14 protein-coding genes are annotated in these 20938 nt (G+C 50.0%); 9 read left to right on the top strand and 5 right to left on the bottom strand.

Annotated features, from left to right (window positions below; translation table 11 throughout):
* The first annotated feature begins 654 nt into the window (after nucleotides 1-654).
* The 6 genes from B7982_RS14500 (at nucleotide 655) to B7982_RS14475 (ending at nucleotide 13629) form a co-directional block, all read left to right on the top strand.
* Nucleotides 655-4857, top strand: coding sequence for a fibro-slime domain-containing protein (locus tag B7982_RS14500; protein WP_233138598.1), 4203 nt, complete (start codon nucleotides 655-657; stop codon nucleotides 4855-4857).
* Nucleotides 4858-5016: 159 nt separating this feature from the next.
* Nucleotides 5017-9294 carry a fibro-slime domain-containing protein gene (locus tag B7982_RS14495; RefSeq protein ID WP_088661375.1) on the top strand — a complete coding sequence of 1426 codons (4278 nt, stop codon included), beginning with the start codon at nucleotides 5017-5019 and terminating at the stop codon, nucleotides 9292-9294.
* Between the two features lie 284 nt (nucleotides 9295-9578).
* Entirely contained in the window at nucleotides 9579-10718 is a 1140-nt protein-coding gene (locus tag B7982_RS14490; RefSeq protein WP_088661374.1) for a hypothetical protein, read from the top strand.
* A 68-nt stretch (nucleotides 10719-10786) separates the two neighbouring features.
* Nucleotides 10787-12673, top strand: a complete 1887-nt coding sequence (locus tag B7982_RS14485) for an ABC-F family ATP-binding cassette domain-containing protein (protein WP_233138596.1) — start codon at nucleotides 10787-10789, stop codon at nucleotides 12671-12673.
* A 110-nt stretch (nucleotides 12674-12783) separates the two neighbouring features.
* Nucleotides 12784-13131, top strand: coding sequence for a hypothetical protein (locus B7982_RS14480; RefSeq protein WP_088661373.1), 348 nt, complete (start codon nucleotides 12784-12786; stop codon nucleotides 13129-13131).
* A 21-nt stretch (nucleotides 13132-13152) separates the two neighbouring features.
* Nucleotides 13153-13629, top strand: coding sequence for a hypothetical protein (locus B7982_RS14475; protein ID WP_088661372.1), 477 nt, complete (start codon nucleotides 13153-13155; stop codon nucleotides 13627-13629).
* 6 nt (nucleotides 13630-13635) lie between these two features.
* On the opposite strand, the gene B7982_RS14470 is transcribed toward B7982_RS14475, so the two are convergent.
* The 4 genes from B7982_RS14470 to aroC all read right to left on the bottom strand — a co-directional run bounded on the left by B7982_RS14470 (nucleotide 13636) and on the right by aroC (nucleotide 18311).
* Nucleotides 13636-14586, bottom strand: coding sequence for a hypothetical protein (locus tag B7982_RS14470; RefSeq protein WP_088661371.1), 951 nt, complete (start codon nucleotides 14584-14586; stop codon nucleotides 13636-13638).
* Nucleotides 14587-14692: 106 nt separating this feature from the next.
* On the bottom strand, nucleotides 14693-16201 hold the full coding sequence (locus B7982_RS14465) for a hypothetical protein (RefSeq protein WP_088661370.1): 1509 nt from the start codon (nucleotides 16199-16201) through the stop codon (nucleotides 14693-14695).
* A 69-nt stretch (nucleotides 16202-16270) separates the two neighbouring features.
* Entirely contained in the window at nucleotides 16271-17188 is a 918-nt protein-coding gene (locus B7982_RS14460) for a tetraacyldisaccharide 4'-kinase (RefSeq protein ID WP_233138594.1), read from the bottom strand.
* 37 nt (nucleotides 17189-17225) lie between these two features.
* A complete protein-coding gene (gene aroC / locus B7982_RS14455) occupies nucleotides 17226-18311 on the bottom strand; it encodes a chorismate synthase (RefSeq protein WP_088661368.1) in 1086 nt (361 codons plus the stop codon).
* 104 nt (nucleotides 18312-18415) lie between these two features.
* Between aroC and B7982_RS14450 the strand changes: the two genes are divergently transcribed.
* The 3 genes from B7982_RS14450 to B7982_RS14440 all read left to right on the top strand — a co-directional run bounded on the left by B7982_RS14450 (nucleotide 18416) and on the right by B7982_RS14440 (nucleotide 20274).
* Nucleotides 18416-18994, top strand: a complete 579-nt coding sequence (locus B7982_RS14450) for a hypothetical protein (protein WP_088661367.1) — start codon at nucleotides 18416-18418, stop codon at nucleotides 18992-18994.
* A gap of 219 nt (nucleotides 18995-19213) precedes the next feature.
* A complete protein-coding gene (locus B7982_RS14445; RefSeq protein ID WP_072830998.1) occupies nucleotides 19214-19771 on the top strand; it encodes an NADH peroxidase in 558 nt (185 codons plus the stop codon).
* Nucleotides 19772-19854: 83 nt separating this feature from the next.
* The gene (locus tag B7982_RS14440) at nucleotides 19855-20274 is read left to right on the top strand and encodes a Fur family transcriptional regulator (RefSeq protein ID WP_088661366.1); all 420 of its coding nucleotides are present in this window, start codon (nucleotides 19855-19857) and stop codon (nucleotides 20272-20274) included.
* Here B7982_RS14440 and B7982_RS14435 read toward each other — a convergent pair.
* Nucleotides 20271-20930: a TrkA family potassium uptake protein gene (locus B7982_RS14435; RefSeq protein ID WP_088661365.1), complete on the bottom strand. Its 660-nt coding sequence runs from the start codon at nucleotides 20928-20930 to the stop codon at nucleotides 20271-20273. The genes B7982_RS14440 and B7982_RS14435 overlap by 4 nt on opposite strands.
* Between the last annotated feature and the right edge of the window lie 8 nt (nucleotides 20931-20938).

Below are 20938 nucleotides of genomic sequence, written 5' to 3'. Positions count from 1 at the left end.
GATCGCCGATGGTACCTGGCCCCCGGGCCCGGGAGAGTAGGTCGCCGCTGGATTCTCGAGGCCCCCTGCCGACATGGCGGGGGGCCTCTTCGTTTTTGTGCGCACCGTCCGCCGCTTCCATGAATCACGCGATGCGCTGTGGTCCGGGGCAAGTGCGATTTCCGTGGCACTCCCCAATTATCCCCTAAATTGCGTTTGTCCTAAAGACACCTTTTGATGCCGTCTCTTGATATGTGAAGGTATTCATTCTACAGGTTATGAAACTCGTAAATGAATTTGTTTTAAACCTAGTTTGTTAATTTGTTTGTGCTTGTTTAGTGGTCTTTTTCGGGGGCTTTATTCGCGGAATTTGCGAAATGGATTTTCTATACATAATTTTGCAGAAAAAGATTTCTTTTTTTTTTAATATTTTTGTTTTTTTACAAAAAAAGATGTAAATTTAAACTTACGGGTGTGGAATAACTAAAAGGTGAGTGTTATATGAGACACCTGTATTTGGCTTTTTGTATTTTTGGCGCTGTTGCGTCTTCGGCTTTTGCTGATTTGACTGTTCATTTGCAGTCTCCTTTTGGCGTAGCTGCTACTTCTAAATATATTCCTCATGTTGTTGGGAATGCTGTTAAGCCCGATGTCGGGGCGACTTCATCTACTATAATGAAGGATGAAGGTGACAACTGGTATTCTTATACATGGAAATCGTCCCTTTCTGACTTTTTGGCGACAGAATCGTTTAGCATCAAGGCATGCCCGGAAGGCACGACCAGTAATCTTACTTGCGTAGACTGGGCGGAAGGCGACACTTTTAATTTCCGTGATTTCTTTGATGGAAGCAAGGAAGTCTGGATTTATACGGATGCCGAGACGGGAACTTATACGAAGTCCTTTGTGGCTCCGGGATCCAAGGTCGTCTGGTTCAAGAGCCCGTGGGGCAATAAGGCTTTGCCGCAGATGGTCTTTGGGCAAGATACGGTCCTGATGCATTTCTCTGAAGACAAGACGAAGTGTGGCTGGTTCTATGCAGGTCTTACTCAGGATATGCTGGATAGGCATATTCTCCGCACGGCTGTTTTCTATCGTAATAATGCGCCTTGGTTGAGCGTCCCTGCAGACAAGAAGCAGATTATCGAATTGAGTGCTGCCCTCGAGAAGAAAAAGGATACTATCTATGTTGATGGTACTCTGGCAACGCCTTCTGTCGGGACGAATATGGGTACTGTTGGCGATTGCTTCGACAATAGCCGAACGTTGCATGTTTATAATCCGTGGCGTACCAACAGCATTTATCGCGATAGCTCGATTTATATCAGTATAGATGGTGTGAGACAGGATTCAATCCGTGGTGCAGATACGACTATTGCAGGACCTGCACAGGAACCGCTTTCTTTAGACAAGGATTATAAGTACTGGCTTTCTGTGACTTTCTCGGATTCTCTTGTTTCTACAGCGGCCTGGAAATCTGCAGATGCAAAGGTGCAGTTCACCCGTAGTTTCAATGAAAATATCAAGATTCACTATTTCAGTGATAAGAATCGCCCGGCTGCAAGCGACTTGTTCCCGTCTGGTGTTTATGAAGCTTGGTTCTTCGCGAGCTCCACAATGGAAGATGTTGATATTTCTTATGCACCGCTCGAACGCAAGGTCGTGCGCCTGCTTAGCCCGTGGAAGAATACGCCGACTTCGTTTGTGGTTAGCGACAATAATAATGATGTCGTGAGGATGTCGACATTCTCGAAGGATACCTGTGGCTGGTTCGAAGGTACGTATTACAAGCACGCCTCTGATTGGAAAATTTATTTCAAGCAGAGCTTTGGCCTTGAGAAGTACTCGATGCAGGGCGTTGTCCGTGAAGGCAACGAAGTTGAACTTTTGATCAATTTGGATTCCTTGCTGAGCACTCGTGATACCGCTTGGGTTTTCCCGTCCGAGAAGAACAAGAGCTATAGCCGTCCGGATGCTTCGTCCAAGTTCCCGGTTGGCCGTCTTGGCGATTGCCCGAGCATGAAGATTTCTGCAATGCTTATTGACTGGGCTGGTGAAAGCCATCACGACAGTATTGATATTGACTTTGGCCATGTGTTTGGCGGTAATGCCTATACTAAGGTCGGGACGGATAGTTCTTGCCAGGCCGGAACTGTAACGGGCATGGTGAAGCAGACGCTTGTAAATGGTCGCCCGGCACGAGTGGATTCTACAGATTTCCCGTGGAGCAAGTGCGCTGCAGGTCACGAGATTGACAAGTGGTTTGTGCCGGAAGTTGTTGCCAAGGTCGGTGGCAAGGAATATACGAACTCCCGCTGCCAGGACATTGAACTCCAGCTTGACAACGAAGGGTTCTGGTATGCCGACTACACGAATGAATCGGGTGACTGCAATGACCCGGTAAGCCCGGGATTTTTCCCGCTGGATAATTTTGAATATTTGGATTCTGCCAAAACTATTAAAAATCCGAAATTTGACTGGGATGTCGAAGGATGGGTCAAGTGGGCTGGCGAGGCCAACGGCAAGAATGACACTTGCAAGCACAACTATGGCTATACCATGGCGGTCTCCGCAAGCTTCAAGTATGTGAAGGGTCAGTATTTTGAATTCCGCGGTGACGACGACGTGTGGGTTTATGTCAATAACAGGCTCGTAGTGGATATCGGCGGTGTGCATGAAAAGGTGGAAGGCGCTGTAAATCTTGATACGATTGGTCAGAACGATCCGACGCTCGCCTTGAAGGAAGGTCGTGAATATCCGTTCCATATCTTCTACGCCGAACGCAATGCGACGGGGTCGAACTTCAAGATGCGTACCTCCATCAATTTGCAGAAGCAGAACACCTATCTTACGACAATCAACGATACCAAGAAGAACGATATCACGGGTATCTTGAGACTCAAGATGGATGCCGAAGCTGTCAGCTGCGACCCGAATGCCAAGGCACTGGTCGATACGACAGATGCCCCGTCTGTATTCTACCTCGATGGCGGTAATTTCTCCGAAGCGGCAGAACTGAGTGTCGGTTTGAACTACGGCGGTATCCTGATTAACGATGACAGGTCCAGTTTCTCGATCAATATCGATGAAATCAAGCGCCAGCGCTCGTTGCAGCCGGGTACGTATGTTCTGTACTTCTACTATGAAAGCGATATGGGCTTGAACGACGCCTACGAATTTACGGTTCCTGAATACGAAAAGCCGGAAATCGCGTTTGTGGACGTGTTCAACGAAAGTTCCGATGGCAGCCTCAAGACTTTTGACCCGACGGGCAAGAACTTGAGAGGTGAAAAGATTATCACGGGCACGAACGATACCTTGATGACTCACGTGCGCTATCCGGAAATGACGTATCTCGAAATCATGGTGACTTACATGGGCGAAATCTGCACGGACTGCTTTGTCGTGCTGGACTTGAAGCCGACAGATGCACGTTTGACGTTCTATAACGAACTCGACCAGCAGATTAACACGGTTGAAACGGATGAAACCGGCCGTGCCCGCTTCTACGTGGTGGGTGAAGGCGCTATCAGCGGTGCTTCGTTCAGCGTCGTGGGCATTAGCGGTGTCAAGAATTCGCTCAAGTGGGACAACATCAACTTCAAGGATCCGGAAGTGCCGCTGGCCAAGACGGGTGGCATCTACGACCGCAATGGCGATGGTGTTGCAGACAGTATCTATATCCCGTTCGAATATGGCGCTCTTGCAGAACACGACCTCGATGTGATTGCCTGGAACTTTGGCAGCAAGGATTGGCACGAGTACAGTTCTTTTGAAGATATCGGAAACTTCGTCAAGAACGATTCTACGGTCGTCATCACGGCAGATAGCTTGATTGATTCTGTCTTCACAGGCGATTCGAAGAACATTGTGGAAGGTAATTTCCGCTACCATTACATTTACCTGGATGAAGCGACGGGCTCGACTCAGGAATCTGAAACGCTTTACTCGAAGATCCAGGATAAGATTGGTGCAATCATCCTTGAAAAGCCGATGCTCAAGATTATCTCGGACAATGCAGTCAAGGTGACCATCAAGCTCTCCGAAGCTTGCAATAGCAGTTACCTCACTTCTAACGTGTTTATCGAGCTGAAGGACAAGAATGGAGAAATTGTCGATCAGTCGAAGTTCTTGCTGGTCGGTGCTACTCCTAACGGTGAAAGCGATTACTATGACTTGATGTTCAGAAAGACTATCGATTTCATTGCTCCGGAAGTTGGTTTCCAGATCCGCCTGATTCCGGGAGTCTTGCCGGACAAGAATGGCAATACGCCGCACGAATTGAATCCGTGGCGCCGTATTGAAGGCGAACAGCCGCTCGAGACGGAACGTCCGAAGGTCGTGACGGTCAATCCGGGTATGTTTGACGAAAATCCGTGGCCGGGTGATACGAACGATGTGATTCCGCTCCGCGTCGACAAGGACCTGACCCTGAAAGAGATTATCCAGGAGAAGGGCTTGCCGGGCGTGTTGGTCAAGTTCCAGCTTGATGATTATGCGACGACCCAGGTGCTTGGCGCCGGTAATTTGAAGCCGGGTACTCCTGAATACAATGAAGTCTTGAGCAAGGTCAAGGTGAAGTGGGACATCGAGTTCTTCTCGAGCTTGGGCCAGTACGTGAACTGGGTCAAGGGCGAGTTCGCTTGCAACGACAAGACTATTTTTGGTACGGACTGTATCCAGAATGCGGGCAACATGTTCTTCGAATGGGATGCCATGAGTGACAAGGGCCGCATGGTTGGAACGGGCGTGTACATCGCGAAGTTCAAGTTCAAGATTTTCTCGGACAAGGAAGTCGTGGGCAAGGGCGAAGAAACGTTCACGTTCGGTATCCGCCGCAACGAAAAGTACAAGACCGGAACAAAGAAGATCAAGTAATTCAGTTCAAGAAGGAGATGCCCGATCAGGTCGGGCATGACAGATGTATTACCCCGCCATGGTGCGGGGTTTTATTTTTTTTTACTTATAGCGTTTTGAAAATCTTTGTCTTGAATATATCTTTAAACTAAAGTGTGGGCAGAATAAAGAGGGTGTTGAATGAAACACGGTTGTTTGGGTATTGTCGCCTCGTTACTGCTGACTGTCTCTGCGTGGGCGGATTTGACAATTCATTTACAGTCGCCTTTTCGCGATGATGCGACTGCTTCAGGCTATACTCCGCATATTGTCGGTGGCGTGACGGATTACAATCCGGGTTTTGGCGCTAATTCCCGGACAATGATGCAAAGCGAAGGCGATAACTGGTATTCTTACACATGGACGGGCAAGACGGTTGCCGATTTCCAGGACTGGCAGGATTTTGAATTCAAGGCCTGCCCGAATACCGACGACTACAACTACAATAACAACAATTGCGTCTCCTGGACCGAGGGCGGGAAGACTCGTATTACTGCTTTCTTTGGTACGGAAACGGAAATCTGGCTTTATACCGATACGAAGGACAAGTCCTACAAAAAGTCTTTCATGGCGCCGGGTTCCAAGATTGTCTGGTTCAAGAGCCCGTGGGGCAACAAGGTGTTGCCACAGATGATTTTCGGTGCGGATTCCGTGCTGATGCGCTTTAACGAGGGCGATGAGGAAAAGTGCGGCTGGTTCTACGGTGCGCTTACGCCTTCGATGATTGAGTCAAACCCGCTTTTGATGGCCTATTTTGTGCGTTACAAGGCGCCGTGGTACACGGTCCCTGCAAGTAAGGATTCTTCTGTGGACTTTGCCGGGTACTTGCAGCTAGGGGATACGTTGTATGTCGACGGTACGCTCCCCAATCCTGTGGTCTCTACTACAATCGGGACGACGGGCGAATGCTTTGACCCGACTCGTAGATTGCACATTTACCACCCGTGGCGTACGAACACGACATTCCGTGATAGCACGTTCTATATCAAGATTGACAACAACATTTTGAATGCGCCGACGGGGCTTAGTTCCGAAGGCGAGTACAAGTACTGGCGCCATATCGATTTTGCGGATTCGCTTGTGGGTTCTGCCCAGTGGAATTCGCAGATGTCGACAGTGCAGATTCTGCGCGGTAGCAATGACTGGCCCCAGCATCCGTATTTCCAGGATTCGTTGCGCCCGCGTGCAAGTGACTTTTTCCCGACCGGTATTTACGAGACGTGGTTCTATACCTCGACTTCGCTCGAGACGTTTGAATTGGCATTTTACCCGCCGGAGCCCAAGGTTATCCGCTTGAAGAGCCCGTGGGAAAACCAGTCGCCTTCAGTGGTGATTGAGTCTACGGGTGATGTTATCAAGATGGGCCCGCTTGCGGATACGTGTGGCTGGTACACGGGTACGGTCTACAAGCATGCGACAGATTGGCGCGTTTACTTTAAGCAGACTTTTGGTATGGAGCGCTATGGTGGCAAGGGGGTTGTTGCAGAACTCGACAATCTTGATTCTCTGATTTCCTTGGATTCTCTCATGGCGTTGCACGATACGGTCTGGGTTTACCCGAATCCGAAACAGCGTTACGAGCCGAGCGATACGACACGCTATCCGGGCATTCTCGGCATTTGCCCGTCTCTCAAGATTTCGGCGCTCGTTGTGGACTGGGCGGGTGAATCGCATGACGATAGCATTGACGTAGACTTTGGCGGTATTTACCAGGGTAATGCCTATACGACTATTATGGGCTTGAACCAGAATGGCGAAATTGCGGAGTTGAAGACTTGCTCGGGGCATGTGCCGGGCATGGTGCAGGATACGCTTGTGAATGGCGCCCCTGCGCGTGTGGACTCGCTTGTCTATCCGTGGGCACAGTGTTCTGCCGCTCGTGAAATCGAGAAGTGGTTTATCCCGCAGGTGGTGGCGAAGGATGCTGCTGGTAATGAATACAAGAATGGTGTCTGTCGCGATATTAGCCTTACGCTTGATGAAGAAGGCTTTTGGCAGGCGGACTTCACGAACGAAGAAGGCGATTGCAATGACACGATTAATCCGGGGTTCTACCCGATTGATGACTTGCAGTACCTCGATTCGGCAAAGACGGTCTTGAATCCGAAATTTGACTGGAATATTCAGGGATGCCGTCACAACTACAGCTTTGCAATGAAGGTCTCGGCACAGTTCAAGTACGTGAAAGGCCAGTACTTTGAATTCCGTGGCGATGACGATGTGTGGGTGTTTATCAATAACCGCCTTGTCGTGGATATCGGCGGTTGCCATAGCCCTGTCGAGGGCGGCGTGAACTTGGATACGATTGGCCAGAATGACCCGTCGTTGAAGCTTGTCGAAGGCCGTGAATACCCGTTCCACATTTTCTTCTCGGAACGCAATGCGACAGGATCGAATTTCAAGATGCGCACGTCCATCAACTTGCAGACGCAAAAGACGTATTACCCGGTGGAAGAAAAGACGACCGATGGAACAATCAAGTACAGCATTTTGCAGCTGTTGATGGATGAATCTATCAGTTGCGATGTTTCTAGCACGTCTAAGATCGATACGATGCCTGCACAGTCCTCGTTTGTACTTTTTGGCGATGACGAGAGGATTCCGTCTACCGGCATGGAACTTTTGCCGGGCTCGATTGCGGGAATCAACATTGACGAGAATATGGCAGGTTTTGTGATTGACACGGTGGAAATTGTGCGCAAGCGTTCCTTGGCGCCGGGCTCCTACATGTTGCAGTTCTTCTTGGCTAGCGACATGACGCAGTCTAGCGAAGTGTACTTTACGGTGCCGGCTTATCCGCTTCCGGATATCGCTTTTGTGGATGTGTTCTTCAGCCCGGATTCCATCAAGGTGTTTGACCCGACGGGTTACAGCTTGCGTGGCCTCCCGTTTGACGGAAGTGCAAATGATACGCTTTTGACTCATGTGGCTTACCCGGATACGGTGCCTTTGCAGGTGGGCGTGTTCTACATTACGAACCTCTGCAAGGACTGCTTTGCGGTGCTTGACTTGACGACATCGTTCCCGATAAGTTTCCTGGACGAAAAGAAGCAGCGCGTGAACAAGCTGATGACCGATTCTACGGGTGTCGCGAAGTTCTACGTGGTTGGCGATTCTTCGGTGACGAATGCTAGCTTTGAAATCTCTGGAAGCGGTGTCGCAAACGTTATTGCGTGGAAGAACATCCACTTCAAGGAACCGCCTGTGCCGTTTGCAAGTTTGGGCGAAGCTTATGACCGCAATGGCGATGGCGTGCTTGATAGTATTGCGGTTGTGTTCAACAAGCCGTTTGGTGAGACGATTCCGGATACGATTGCATGGACGTTTGGTAGCGATGACTGGCGCACGGTCGCGTCTGTGGAAAATGTCGCTTTGCTGATGCAGACTGAACAGAGCCTTGCCATCCATGCGGATAGCTTGCAGAACAAGGTCTTTACAGGGGGCGATAAGGAACTTTACCAGGGATCCTTCAGGTACCATTACACGTACATGGACAAGGAAACGGGCCAGATGACCCAGCTTAGCCTGGATGGCCTTGCCATTGAAGACCGCATGGGCGCTATCCTTATAGACAAGCCGATTGTGAAGCCTATATCTAGCACTGTCAACAAGCTGACTGTGTACATTAGCGAAGCGACTCAGGCCGATTTGCTGAACGGGGTGCAGTTCCTGGAATTCAAGGACAAGACTGGTCAATTGGTGGATCCGTCGCTTCTGTCTGTCATGTCTATTACGCCTTCTCGAAAGAGCAATTACTACGACGTGCTCTTTACGAAGACCGATTTCACAATATTACCGGATGTGGGCTTTATGGTGCGCCTGATTCCGGGTGTCTTGCCGGACCTGAACGGAAACGTGCCGCATGTGGACAACCCGTGGCGCCGTATTGAAGGCGAGCAGCGTGTTGGTGTGGAATCGCCGGGCGTTGTGGGTGTAGACCCTGCAAACTGGACTCCGGAAAAGTGGCCGTACAAGGACGATATTGCGCCTGTGCGTGTTGATGTGTCGAAGGATATCAAGGATGTTATTGCGGAAACGGGTCTTCCGGGCGAACTGATTACATTTGACTTGAGTGAAGTCGGGAAATCGTTATTGCTGAATACCAGTGAATCCCGCGATGTTGCCCTTTCGAAGGTCAAGATCAAGTGGGAAGTGGAATACTTCTCGAGCCTTGGGCATTTTGTCAATTCCAAGACGGGCGAGGTGGCTTGCAACGACAAGGCGATATTTGGGACGGACTGCGTGGACAATCCGGGCAACGTGTTCTTGATGTGGGATGCCCGCAGCGACAAGGGACGTTTTGTCGGGACGGGAGTGTTCATTGCAAAACTCCGGTTCAAGATTTTCTCCGACGCAAATGTTGTCGGGAAGTATGACGAAACGTTCAACTTGGGCGTTCGCCGCCACGGAAATAAATAACCACAACTTATCAACAGTTTAAGAATAAGCCTCGCAGAAAGTAACTCTTTGAATCTTAACGGGTTACACGCGGGGTTTTCTTTATACCCTTGTTTTATTTACAATGGGTGTTGATAGATGTTGAAAACTGTTGAAGGCTTTAAAGTTTTTTGTAGTAATTTCGTGATAATTTATTGCCAAACGTTTCTTTTTTATTTACATTGTTCAAAAAAATGCGCATTCTTGGCTAATGTGGGTTCGCCGGGAATGTCGTTTGTCATTTGGAACCCGTAAGGTTGAATGGAATGAAACTGATTCTCAAGACTCTTGCCGCAGGACTTTTCGCCTTCTCCATGGCGAATGCTCAGGATGACGTCCCTGCCGATGCCGCTTTGGCCCCTGCTTCTGACAAGCCGACGATGGCTAGAAGCGAACTCCCGGTGGGCGCCGATATTTCTAACCGTTACCTCGAACGCGTTTTCTACCACTGGAAGGACAACAAGGAAAAGGGCATCATCAAGGTGTTTATCCACACGGATGAACTTGCCGAAGAACGCGAACCGGATGTCTTGAACTACGACGTTCTTTATAGGGATGCCGACAGCAATGTCGTCTTCTGGAAGGACCATGTTGCAAAGTGCGTGAAGTGCTTTGGCAAGCCGGTTGTCGATGGCCCGACCCCGAATACCCCGAAGGCTCTCGTGTATGACTGGGATCCGAAGAAGATCGACGATACCACCAAGACGATGGTCGAAGGCGAATTGCCGGCTGAAGTCTACATGATCACGAAGGACAACGATATCAGAAATCTCAAGTCCCGCTGGATTGGCCCGTCTGACAAGGAACAGGGTGAAAGCGAATTCGTGCGCGCATACCGCTTTGGCTCCATCATGAAGTACAACGACAAGAACGCTTTTGCAATGGCTTTCGTTTACAAGAAGGGCGGCAAGTTCTTCTATGTGCCGGAAGGATACGGCTATATCGATCAGGGCGTTTACAAGGGCGTTGCCTTCCCGGAAAAGTTCTACGAAGTTGAAGTGACTGACTTCAAGGAAATCGTGGGCAAGTCTCCGATCGAAGAAGTTCAGGAAGCTATCAAGCGTGGCCCGACTCCGGTCAAGATGGCTGACCTCCCGAAGCAGACTTGGAAGGGTCCGAAGATTGAAAAGGAACTCAAGGCTCTCGTGAAGGGCTACAAGGTGAAGAAGCTCATCATCACGAGCGACTCTTGGGAATACCGCAGAAACTTCTTCGGCTTTGTCCTTTACAGATGGGTCGGCTTTGACATCGTCTATGACGGCAAGAACAAGGACGGCAAGAAGGCTACCATGTACAAGTCTGGCTTTATTGCAAAGCAGATGAGCAATGGCAGCGGCTTTGATAAGAAATTGATCATGACGGGTTCTCCGGTTTCTTGGAACCGCGAAGTTCTCGACTGGAAGTAATCTCTGGTCGCCTGATTTTAGGAGCGGCTCCCATTAGCGTGGGGGTCGCTTTTTTTATCTTTGGTTTCGTGATTCAAATTCAGAATGTATCTAAGTCTTTTGGCATGCAGGTCCTTTTGGACGGCGCTAGCATGCTTGTTGCCGACCATGAACGCGTCGGTCTTGTTGGTCGCAACGGTTGCGGCAAATCGACTCTTTTCAAGATGATTCTCGGGCAGGAATGTCTCGATGGCGGTAACATCGACATCCCGAAGGGCTATACGATTGGCTATTTGCAGCAGCACATCAAGTTCACGCACCCGACGGTTCACGAAGAGGCGTGCAGCGTGCTCAAGGTGAATGAGGACGGCTGGCTCGAAGAACACAAGGTCGAGGCGATTCTCTTTGGTCTTGGCTTTGACGAAGAGAGCATGCAGAAAGACCCGATGCTTTTGTCGGGTGGTTTCCAGATCCGTTTGAATTTGGCGAAGGTCTTGGCGTCGGAACCGGACATGCTTTTGCTGGACGAACCGACGAACTATCTGGACATTGTTTCCATGCGCTGGCTTAGCCGCTTTTTGCGCGCGTGGAAGGGCGAAGTGCTCTTGATTACGCATGACCACCACTTTATGGACGAGGTCTGCACGCATACGGTGGGGATTCACCGCCACAAGATGCGCAAGGTCAAGGGGACGGTCGAAAAGCTGCGCGAGACGATTGCCGAAGAAGAAGAAGTGGCAATGCGCACGCAAGAAAACGAGCAGCGTAAAAAGGAACAGCTCGAGCGTGTTATCGAACGCTTCCGTTACAAGGCGGCGAAAGCTGCGATGGTGCAGTCAAAAATCAAGGCGGCTGCAAAGCTTGCGACGGGCGAGCGCCTCACGCACGAACGCAACTTGGATTTCAATTTCAAGAACGCGGAATTCCCGGGCAAGCGCATGCTCCAGATTCATGGGCTTTCTTTTGCGTACAAGAACGAAAACGGCTACGGTCCGGAGCTGATTTCGGACCTCGAGTTGGAAGTGTTCAAGGGCGACCGCATTGCAATTATCGGCCCGAATGGTCGCGGTAAAACGACGCTTTTGAACTTGATTGCCAAGGAATTTGAACCGACCCAGGGTACAATCAATTACAACCCGAACCTCAAGATAAATTACTTTGGTCAGACGAACATCAACCGTCTGAATCTTGAAAATACGGTCGAAGAAGAAATTGCAAGTGCGATTGCGGATGTGTCACAGAAGAGCCGTGCGCGTAGCCTCGCGGGCGTGATGATGTTCAGCGGCGATACTGCCATGAAGAAGGTCAAGGTGCTTTCGGGTGGTGAACGCAGTCGTGTGCTGTTAGGCAAGATTTTGGCGAACGAAAGCAACATGCTTTTGCTTGACGAACCGACGAACCACTTGGACATGGAAAGCATCGAGAGCTTGATTGATGCGCTTGAAGATTACGATGGTACCGCACTTGTCGTGACGCATGACGAAGAACTGCTGCACGCTTTTGCGACGCGCCTCATCGTCTTCGACGGTGGTAAGTGCCGTATCTTCGAAGGCACTTATGCGGACTTCCTTGAAAAGGTTGGCTGGGCTTCTGAAAAGAAGCCGGGCGGCTCGAACTCTGCAAATATCAAGGTCTCGAATATCGACGTCACGGACGACAAGCCCGTGAGTTCGACGCCGCGCACCAAGGAAGACCGCAGGGCGCGAGCAGACTACATTGCCGAACGCAGCAAGGTCATCAAGCCGCTTGAAAAAGAGACTGCCCGCCTCGAAGCTGAAATTGCGAAGGCCGAAGCCATTGGCGGCGAACTTGAAGCAAAACTTGTGGCCGCCTCGGAATCGGGCGACGGCAATGCGATTACGTCCATTGCTAAAGACATGGACGAAAACAAGAAGCTGACAGAAGAACTTTACGCCGCTTGGGAAAAGGCGAGTGCCGAACTCGAGGCCGCGAAAGACAAGTACAAGTTAGACTAGTCAATTGAAGGGAGATGCCCGCATCCTTCGACTTCGCTTAGGACAGGCTCTAGCGGGCATGATACGTGCGTGGGTTAGGCGTTTGTGCGGATAAATGTTATATTAGATACATGTTCCGATTTGTTGCGATAACATTGCTGTTTGCATCTGCTTTGTGGGCGAAGACAGAATACTTTATTTTGCCTGTGCAGCTGCATGGTGTCCACAGCGATTACGCAAAAAGAATTGTTGCGCTGGTCAAGGAATATGCAACGATAGATGGCTATGCCATCGTTCCTAAAAAAGATGATTGCGATTATCTATTGCAAATTAAGTTGATTAGAGAAGAAGTCGGTGTGGCTGTTATTATCGAAAAAAGAAATAAGGATAGAAAGCTCGTTTGGAATTACGGGCACATCGCTTATGAGCCGAACGACTTTATTCCTATTGTCAGTTACGTTTCTCGCAAGATAAAGTGAGTTTATGCAGTGGGGCGTAAAGTGAAATATTGTTTGTTGCTTATTCTTTCTCTTTTGTTTGTCGGGTGCATGAGCGCTTCTATAGCTGTGCGTGTTGCTGATGGTCGTGACGATTATTCTATTTACTGCGATGGTAAATTGGCTTGTGCGACAAGCGACAATTGCGTTGTGAAGACTATGACGAATGATGACCATGTCTATTTGCAAGTCCGTAAGAATGGTGTTATTTATGGCGGTGTGAATGTATATCGAGAAGGAGACACTTCATCATCTGGAAGCGCTTTGAGTGGCTGGAATCCGCCTTCTACTTCGGGACAGGGCTTGCAAGTGTTAGGTGATGTGCTGACGACTTTCCCGTTATATACAATTACGTACTTTGCTTTAACTCCATCGAAACATTCGGGAGTTTATGGAACGTTTCCTAAAGAAGTTGTTTTAAATGTCGGTCCAAAGGATTCTTCGCTTGTGAATTATCCTTGGGATCAACCGATAAAATAAAAGTGCTTATTCTACGCGCTTGCGTGGCTTGAGCGTCATTCCGTTGCTGCGGTAATACTGAATGTCTGTGAGGACTTGCCCAACCCAGTAATGCTTTTGTGGGTCCTTGCGCCAGTTCTCGAACCTGTTGCGATGTTCTGTGCCGGGATAGAATTGCGCGACTGCGTCGGCGAGCGTGGGTGAAGATGCGAGAACTTTTTTGAGGCGGCGGGCGCCTAAGTCAATTTGTTCTAAACCCTTGCCTGTATCGAGTGCCAGGAGCCCAGACGTATTGTTTTTGCCTTGATAGTTCATCTGGAATCCGGAAGTATGGTGGATGATGGACATGAGGACGGCAGGATCCGTGCGTTCGCGAAGGCAAGCTTCAAGGACGGGCAAGTTGCAAAGATGTTCGCTGTCCCAGCGCTTTCCGTTGTATGTGATTTTCAGTGTGTGGTCCGTGTCTTCGGAAATGATTTCGATATCGTAACGGATGCCGAGATCGCGTTGTAGCGCTTTAGTGAGGCGGATGCCCCTGTTCCTAAATTTCTTGTAGCCGATCATCTTGATTTGGAGCGTGTCCTTGATCTTTTCGAGAATCGGTGTCGTGGGGCGCGTGACGACGAGATTGTAATTGTTGATGACGGTAGGGAGGATGTAGGCAAGTTCTGCAGCCGCGCTGTCGAGGTTACAGTTCATATCGATAATGAGTTCGCCTTGGTCGCAAAGCTTTTGAATTGCCGACGTGGTGTACTTCTGGTATTCGAGGCGCTCGTCGATGGTTGGGCGCGGGGCCTCTTCGGGGTGTGTGGCGTAGGCAGTCGTGATGGCCGCAATCCCCAAGGCGCAAGCAATGATGGTGAATTTTACCTTGATGCTCCTCCAGAGAATGCGGATGACTGCACGACCTTTTTTTGTCATGCAGATGCATATCAGCCAAAGTAATGCGATAGCCGCCCAGAGGAGAATTAAGTTCACGTTGCTAATATAATTTTTTATAAAAAAGGAAATGCCCGCACATTAGCGGGCATGGCGAGACAAATGGCGTGTTTCAGCTTTTTGCCTGGTTTGTAGATTGTGCGGCCTAGGACTTTGATTGTGGCCTGCCGACGAGATTTGGTGTCTTGAGCATATTGTTCGGTAGCGAGGCGATAGCTTCGCTTGCCTTCTTGATGGTCTTGATGATATTTGCCGTGTTGTCGAACTGGGCCTTGATATCGTCTTGAACGGCGTTGAACATCTGCTTGAAACAGAACAGGTCGTCCTTCGATTCGTTAAATAGCTTATACGTATTACGAAGAGCGACGAGGTTTGCCGTTTCGCGTTCCATGGATTCCTTGATTTCGGCAGTTAGCGTATCGCGGAGGACCTTTTTCTCTTCGATGATTTCGGGAGCGTTTTCTCTCAAGATGTAAGTCGGGAGTGTACCGAATTCCTCGAACTTGGTGCAATTGTAATTGGATTGGTTGATGGAGCTGCGGAGCCCGCTTGTGCGCACTTGTGGGTCGATGGTGATTGTGCAGTTCGATGTTCCGTGGTAGTTGCAGACAACGCGCTTTTCGACTTGACGGAGCTCGTTATAGGGGTTGAAATCCTTTTCCGTTTCGATGTACTTGAGCGGGGCGTAAAGCGGTACGGACTCGCCTGCAATGGTGATGCGGTAGGCGAGGCACTTTTCTCCGTTGAACGGCTTGGTCTCGTAGAGGTTGTTCGAACTGTGGACGAGACGGTTCACGCGCATAAGCAAGTCGCTTGCGTCATAAGGCGTATCGAGAAGACTCGGCGTGTTCTTGTAAAGTTGGGCTTTGAGAATTTGCTTGTAGCTTTCGGAAATGGCGGTGTTCGATGCGCTGCGGCCCCAGATGGATGTCCCGAGGAAGAACGTGTCGATAAGCTTTGTTTCGGCGCGGCCGTTGAGGAATGCTATGGCCTTGATCATGTTCGAGAGGGCGAGCCACCTGCGGATAGGCACGTAGACGCAGTTCTTTTCGCAGGTCTCTGCGACCTTGCCGATGACGGCGAGCGTGTTCGGTGAAAGCGTTACCTTGCTGATGGCCTGAATCCACTGCGTCTGTTCTTCGGCGCTGATGGCGAGTGCCGGCGGGACGGTGACGTTACTGTCGGTGCCGTGGAGCTGGAGCAACTTGCAGAGGGCATCGGAAGAAATGCTGTCGGGGAGCATGATGGTGAGCGTCACCTGGTCGCTCACTTCGGAACGGCTCAATGCGGATTCCGGTTTTTGGTCGCCCGAGATGATGATGGAATTCTTTTCGTGATCGTGGATGACAATCTGGAGATTGTTCTTGCTCTGTTCATCGTTAGGCGTGAAGTTGTCAAAGATGATCAGGTTGAAATCATTGATGTTGTCGGGGAGCTGCCTTTGCTTTTTACCGAGCTTTAAAATCCTTGCGTCCTTGAATGCGCTCGAAATCCTGCGGATGAAAAGGGAGCTTCCGCAGCCGGGACGGCCGTACAAGTAGAAAGGTTCCTGGATAAGTGCGGTGAGAAATCCCAACTGCACATAGTATTCTCTTTCGGGAATGTCCTTGGTAATTATTTCGATAAGTTCGGCAAAACGCTGACGCAAGTTCATAGCTTTTCTCCCTAGTTCTTGCTTTAAAAATACAATAAAAAAGGGAAAAGTTATCAGGTCTCTAATTGATTATAAAGGCAATTCCTTTAAAATTTTGTCAGAAACTTCGATTTCTTGAATCGCAATGTGGACTTGGGGGTGGGCAAGGATTGTCTGTGGCAACCTGCAGGCATCTTTTTGAGAGATGATAATGTCGTTGCCGCGAGAAAACTCGTTTTGGACAACTTGTGCGAAATTTTTGTCGTGGTCGGGGCGGATAATCATTTTTTCGATGTGGATGCAGGCTGCTTTTTCGGTCGATTTTGTGAATGCGTGGACATCGTCGATGAAGCGTTTGGGCGATCCGAGGCCGCAAATGATTGTGGCGGATAATGGCGTTCCGGGAACGTAATTTGTTATGGATTTAATGTAGAAACGAACGTCGGGCGCTTGGGACTTTGAATCGAAACAACGGAGGTGAACGATTTTATTCTCGTCGTGGTCTTGCTTTAAGCTGCGGAATGGACCGGCGGGCATGAGGCTTTTCCAGGATGTTGGCGGCTCTTGCCAATCAAGGCAAATGTAGCGCACACCTGTGAAACGGGAATCTTCGAATCCGTCATCGCAGAGGATGATGTCGAACTTGTCCTGAATTTCCTTGGCGGTCTTGTAACGGTTCCTGGTCGTAAAGACTTTTATTTGTGAAAGTTCGGCAGATTGAAATTCCCGCTGCATCATGACAAATTCATCCCATGCGGCGCTATGGCAAAGGATGGCTGTTCGTTTACCTTGTTCTTGAAAGCGCTTGGCAAGCCAGATGGAAAATGGGGTCTTGCCGGCGCCGCCTGCCAAATAGCTCCCGACGATGATGACAGGAGTTTGAATGGGCGGTTGCGGCCGCAAAAAGAGCTTGTGGTGCAACTTGTACGCAATCCGGTAGAATGCGGCTGCGACAAGGCGGAAAGGTTTTGCAAAGAGAGTCATTGGTAATGCTCTGATACTTGTCATGTCGGACTCCGATCCGGCATCACCTTTTCATAAGCTCTTAGTCAAGACAATTGCGCTTCTGTTGCAGGTAGAGGTCTGCGAGCACGAGGGCTGCCATGCTTTCGACAATCACGGGAGCGCGGACGGCAACACAAGGATCGTGCCTTCCCTTGGCGGCAAGTTCACCATTCTCGTAACCGCGGCCGGCGGTCTTCTGCAACTGCGAAATCGTGGCGGTCGGCTTGAACGCCATACGGCAATAGATTGGCTCACCATTGGAGATGCCGCCAAGGCTACCACCCGCGTTGTTAGTACGCGTGTGGTAGGTGTTGCCGTCGACATAAATTTCATCATTGTGCTCGCTGCCGTGCATACGAGCTGCGGCAAAGCCGCTTCCAATTTCAAAACCCTTGCATGCCGGGATGGAAAGCATTGCCTGTGCGAGGAGTGCGTCGAGCCTGTCGAACACCGGTTCGCCGAGGGCGGCCGGGACGTTCTTCACGAGGAGTGCGACTGTTCCGCCGACGCTATCGCCATTGGACTTCGCCTCCAGGATGGCCTGTTCCATCTTGGCACTGGCGTCTGCATCCGGGCAGCGGACGGGGGACGCTTCAATCTGGTCAAGCGTGAGCGTGTTCAAGTCGGGCATGGCTCCATCGACAGTGCCGACGGAAGATACCCAAGAGAGGAATTCCGTGCCTGCGACGGTCTTCAAGAATGCTTTCGCGACGGCGCCTGCGGCTACGCGACCGATGGTCTCGCGGGCAGAGCTTCTGCCGCCGCCGCGGTAATCGCGGAACCCGTACTTGAGGTCGTAGCAGAGGTCTGCGTGTCCCGGTCTGTACCACTTGGCGATATCGGCATAGTCTTTGCTATGCTGGTCTTCGTTAAAAACGACGAACGAGATGGGCGTGCCAGTCGTCTTGCCTTCGAAAACGCCGGAAAGGATCTTTACCGTATCTTTTTCGTTACGCGGGGTCGTGAGTTTCCCCTGGCCCGGGCGCCTGCGATTCAGTTCTGCCTGAATCATTTCTTCATTAATGGGGAGGCCGGCGGGGCATCCATCGAGGACTGCACCGACAGCGGGACCATGGGATTCACCCCATGTTGTGACAGAAAAAATCTTTCCAAACGTGCTTGACATGTGACCAAATATAAATTCTGGACCAAAAAAACTTTTTTTTATGAAAAATTTTTGCTTACTTAGAAAAAGTTTACTATCTTTTACAATATCTAGAGGAGTCTATCGTGTCCAAGTTTGGAATCGTCATAACTTTTTTGATTCTTGTGCTTTCGCTTCATGTGCAGGCACAGTCTCAGAATAATTTTGCCGGCATTCCGTTTGGCTCCACCCGCGAAACCGTCATTGAAGAAATGATGAAAAAAGGTTACGAACCTTACGGCCAGACTGGAATTGGCGAACGCGTGGTTATCCCTGTATATATGTTCGGCGAACTGCCGGTTCAGGTCGATTTCATTTTCAACAAGAACGACAAGTTCTATGCCTTTGAAATCCGTACAGGCCGTGTCGAACGTGCTCGTTTGAGCAAGACTTTTGAAGCCGTGGCCTATATGTCTGACCAGTTTACGCTCAAGTATGGCAAGGCTTCGGGTACTCCGGCAATCAGCGAGACCTCGAACCTCAAGGAAAACGTGCATAACCTGTACCAGGAATGGTTCTCGGTGAAGGCTCTCGATGCTTATACTGCAGTAATCCAGAAGGGCAACCGCTATTATGCCGTAGGTTCTGTGACGCATCGCCAGCTCGCTACGGAAGCCGAAGCCAAGCGCACTCGCGAAAAGCCGGCTGAAGCGGCAGTGTTCTAACGCTCTCGCAAATACTTGAAAAAGTAATTCGACCCGAACGGGTCGTTTTTTTTTGCCTTTATCGTGCGTTTTTCGAAATTTTAATGAATATTTATAAAAAAGTGGTTATTTCGACTTGATAATATTTGAAATAATTATATATTTGTAATTGTTACAAAAACAAGAACAAATTTAAAACGAATTTTTCATTTAATTCCGCATTGCGGAAAAGGAGAAGATATGAAGGTCTGGGTTTGCAAAGTTTGCGGTTATGTTCATATGGGTCCGGAAGCTCCGGAAGAATGCCCGCAGTGTCACGCTCCGAAGAGCAAGTTCTTCGAAAAGGTGGAACAGCCTGCTGCTGGCAAGATCGTCTGGGCTGACGAACACAAGGTCGGTGTCGCTCAGGGTTTGGATGCCGAAGTGGTACAGGGCCTCCGTGAGAACTTTGCAGGTGAGTGTACCGAAGTAGGTATGTACCTTGCGATGAGCCGCCAGGCGGACCGCGAAGGATTCCCGGAAGTGGCCGAAGCTTACAAGCGCATTGCTTTCGAAGAAGCTGAACATGCTGCCAAGTTCGCAGAACTCTTGGGCGAAGTCGTCTATGCCGACACCAAGAAGAACCTCGAACTCCGTGTAGCTGCTGAAGCGGGTGCAACAGAAGGCAAGCTCGCTCTCGCAAAGCGCGCCAAGGAACTCGGCTACGATGCCATCCATGATACCGTTCATGAAATGTGCAAGGACGAGGCTCGCCACGGCTCTGCTTTCCAGGGCTTGCTCGGTCGCTACTTCAAGTAAGATTGGAGTGTGGTGCGGTTCCGGACGTCTCAGGGCGTGCGGGGCCGCTTTTTTATGGAATGTTTGAGGAAAAGGAGTGTGATATGCAGGATACAGCAAGCATACTCAAGGATCACGGCATTAGGCCTTCGCTGCAGAGGGGCTGTGTCTATCATTACCTGCGGGGAGTCAAGACTCATCCGACGGTCGATGAAATTTATATGGCACTTTTGCCAAAATACCCGTCGCTTTCGCGCACGACGGTCTACAATACATTGGAGCTTTTGCTAGAAAACAATCTCGCGATTTCGCTGGATTTTGGCGATGGCTTCTTGCGCTACGATGCGGACTGCTCTCCGCATAGCCATTTCAAGTGCAAAAAGTGCGGCAAGGTCTATGATATCTTTGTGGCGCCGCCAGATTGCACACAAATGATTCCTGCAGGCTTTACCTTGCAGGGGACTTCGCTCTATATGTTCGGATTGTGCGACAAGTGCGCCGTCGGTGAGGGCGGAATAAATTAGTCTTTTAATTTATCGAGGGCTTCGTTCGGGCCGATGATGAACAGCACGTCGTCTTCTTGCAGGATGACGTCTGCGATGTTACCAATCTTGGGAGTCGGCTCTTGCGGGTCGCGGATGGCGATAACCTGCACGCCGTACTTGTGCGTGAGCGACAAGGTCTTAAGCGTTTTACCGACAAAGTTCTTGGGGCAGACGATTTCTACGATGGAGTAGCCTTCCATGAACGGGAGGAAGTCGACCATGTTCGGGCGGTTCAAGCGTTCGGCAAGGCTTATGGCGGCATCGCGTTCCGGGTGGAAAATGTCTGTGACGCCGAGCTTTTCCAAAATGCTCGTGTGTTCGGCGCTGCTCGACTTTGCGATGATGTGCTTTACGCCGAGTTCTTTCAGGTTCAGGATGGTGAGGAGGGATGCTTCCAAATTATCACCGATGCAGACGATGACGCTATCCGCCTTGGTCAAAGACGGGATGGAGGCGAGCTGCTTTTTACGGGTACTGTCGGCGACAACAGCTTGCGAGACCATGCTTGCGAAGTCCTGGACTTTTTCGGGATGCGAGTCGATGACCATGATGTCATGACCCAGCGACGTCAAGTGACGGGCAAGGTAGTTTGCCGAATTTCCAAGACCGATAATAACGAATTGTCTAGAAGCCATAATTTAAA

The sequence above is a fragment of the Fibrobacter sp. UWB2 genome (genome assembly GCF_002210425.1).
Taxonomy (GTDB): Bacteria; Fibrobacterota; Fibrobacteria; order Fibrobacterales; family Fibrobacteraceae; genus Fibrobacter; species Fibrobacter elongatus.
Note: the sequence above shows the minus strand (reverse complement) of the source record. Positions and strands in the feature narration are given on the sequence as shown.

Coding starts and splice junctions, on each gene's coding strand:
- B7982_RS14500 (WP_233138598.1), top strand. CDS start 655: ATGAAGGATGAAGGTGACAACTGGTATTCTTATACATGGAAATCGTCC.
- B7982_RS14495 (WP_088661375.1), top strand. CDS start 5,017: ATGAAACACGGTTGTTTGGGTATTGTCGCCTCGTTACTGCTGACTGTC.
- B7982_RS14490 (WP_088661374.1), top strand. CDS start 9,579: ATGAAACTGATTCTCAAGACTCTTGCCGCAGGACTTTTCGCCTTCTCC.
- B7982_RS14480 (WP_088661373.1), top strand. CDS start 12,784: ATGTTCCGATTTGTTGCGATAACATTGCTGTTTGCATCTGCTTTGTGG.
- B7982_RS14465 (WP_088661370.1), bottom strand. CDS start 16,201: ATGAACTTGCGTCAGCGTTTTGCCGAACTTATCGAAATAATTACCAAG.
- B7982_RS14460 (WP_233138594.1), bottom strand. CDS start 17,188: ATGACAAGTATCAGAGCATTACCAATGACTCTCTTTGCAAAACCTTTC.
- aroC (WP_088661368.1), bottom strand. CDS start 18,311: ATGTCAAGCACGTTTGGAAAGATTTTTTCTGTCACAACATGGGGTGAA.
- B7982_RS14445 (WP_072830998.1), top strand. CDS start 19,214: ATGAAGGTCTGGGTTTGCAAAGTTTGCGGTTATGTTCATATGGGTCCG.
- B7982_RS14440 (WP_088661366.1), top strand. CDS start 19,855: ATGCAGGATACAGCAAGCATACTCAAGGATCACGGCATTAGGCCTTCG.
- B7982_RS14435 (WP_088661365.1), bottom strand. CDS start 20,930: ATGGCTTCTAGACAATTCGTTATTATCGGTCTTGGAAATTCGGCAAAC.